This is a genomic window from Vibrio sp. Vb0349, from assembly GCF_033338975.1.
On the sequence record NZ_JAWOTS010000433.1, the window covers coordinates 1 to 1051 of the forward strand.

The window sequence follows — 1051 nt, forward strand, 5'->3', positions numbered from 1 at the left end:
TCAAAATCTTGCGCTGGATGCTCTTTGCGAACAAAAAAGACGGCCTTTCCTTTTCCCAACTCTTTTTGTGCGACCGATTGAGGTAAGTCCTCATCAAAGTAGTGGATTGCGACCGCATTTTCACCATCTATTAAACGGTTTTTAGCTTCGTTTCCCCAGCGCAGAAACGAAAATTTGGCTCGAGGTGCTTGTTTTAGCAGGCTCAAGTAAAGCTCATCGCCGAAGTAATCCCAAAATAGCGTGTTGGCATAAATCGACAGTTGCCCATCAAAGGTCTCTGGGGAAAAGTTTTGCGGCTTAATGGAGTCCACACTCATCAGAATCTGTTCGAAGTGTGCCATGTTTGTTTCGACAAACGTCGTCGGCTCAAAGCCATGTTTCGTTTGCACAAACAGAGGATCATCGAACTGGGTTTTCATCTTGGTGAGGTTTTTACTGATGGCTCCGGATGTTTTTCCTAACGACTCTGCGACTAACCGAACATTGCGCAGCTCATACATGCGCTTCAGCACAAGAATGTTTTGAATATCCAGATTAATCGCCATTCTTTACTCCAACAATTCGGCTCGCTTCACATCATAGCGTTGAGCTGATCATCCAAAGACATCAAACGGTCAATTTTATTGAGGCATCTATCCGGAAGTGAAGAAAGGGGATTTCCATTTGGTAAATCAGGAGTTTCCTCGTCTTGCCCCCTTTACGTTGATACTGTTTCTACATCGACACAGGTACAGACAATAACAGAGGTGATGTATGAAAAAACTAATCGCATTAGGCTTGATGGTTTGCTCAGCGAATGTGGCATTTGCGGCGGATGGCTCATACACAGGTACCATTGACATGACAATGAGTAATACGAACCAAGTGGATGTTGAACGCGCAAACTCGCAACTTACGTTGAAAGGCCGTAATGAAGCGATGTACGGCGGTGTGATGATTCAAACCGATGCATCTACCCAACCCATTGAACTTCGTGGCCGCCGCGATTAATCGGTCACGTTGTCATTACGAAAATGCCGCGATGAATTCGCGGCATTTTTGTTTGTTGATT

General features: G+C 44.9%; 2 protein-coding genes. One reads left to right on the forward strand and one right to left on the reverse strand.

What is annotated here, in order from left to right; all coding sequences use genetic code 11:
• Positions 1–545: LysR family transcriptional regulator (locus tag R7Q47_RS26395; protein ID WP_318090277.1), on the reverse strand; the 545-nt coding region annotated here is incomplete at its 3' end.
• Between the two features lie 208 nt (positions 546–753).
• Between R7Q47_RS26395 and R7Q47_RS26400 the strand changes: the two genes are divergently transcribed.
• A complete protein-coding gene (locus R7Q47_RS26400) occupies positions 754–990 on the forward strand; it encodes a hypothetical protein (RefSeq protein ID WP_005464033.1) in 237 nt (78 codons plus the stop codon).
• The last annotated feature ends 61 nt before the right edge of the window (positions 991–1051 follow it).

What these genes read in the sequence shown, in the direction of transcription:
- R7Q47_RS26400 (WP_005464033.1), top strand. Translation starts at nt 754, where the DNA reads ATGAAAAAACTAATCGCATTAGGCTTGATGGTTTGCTCAGCGAATGTG.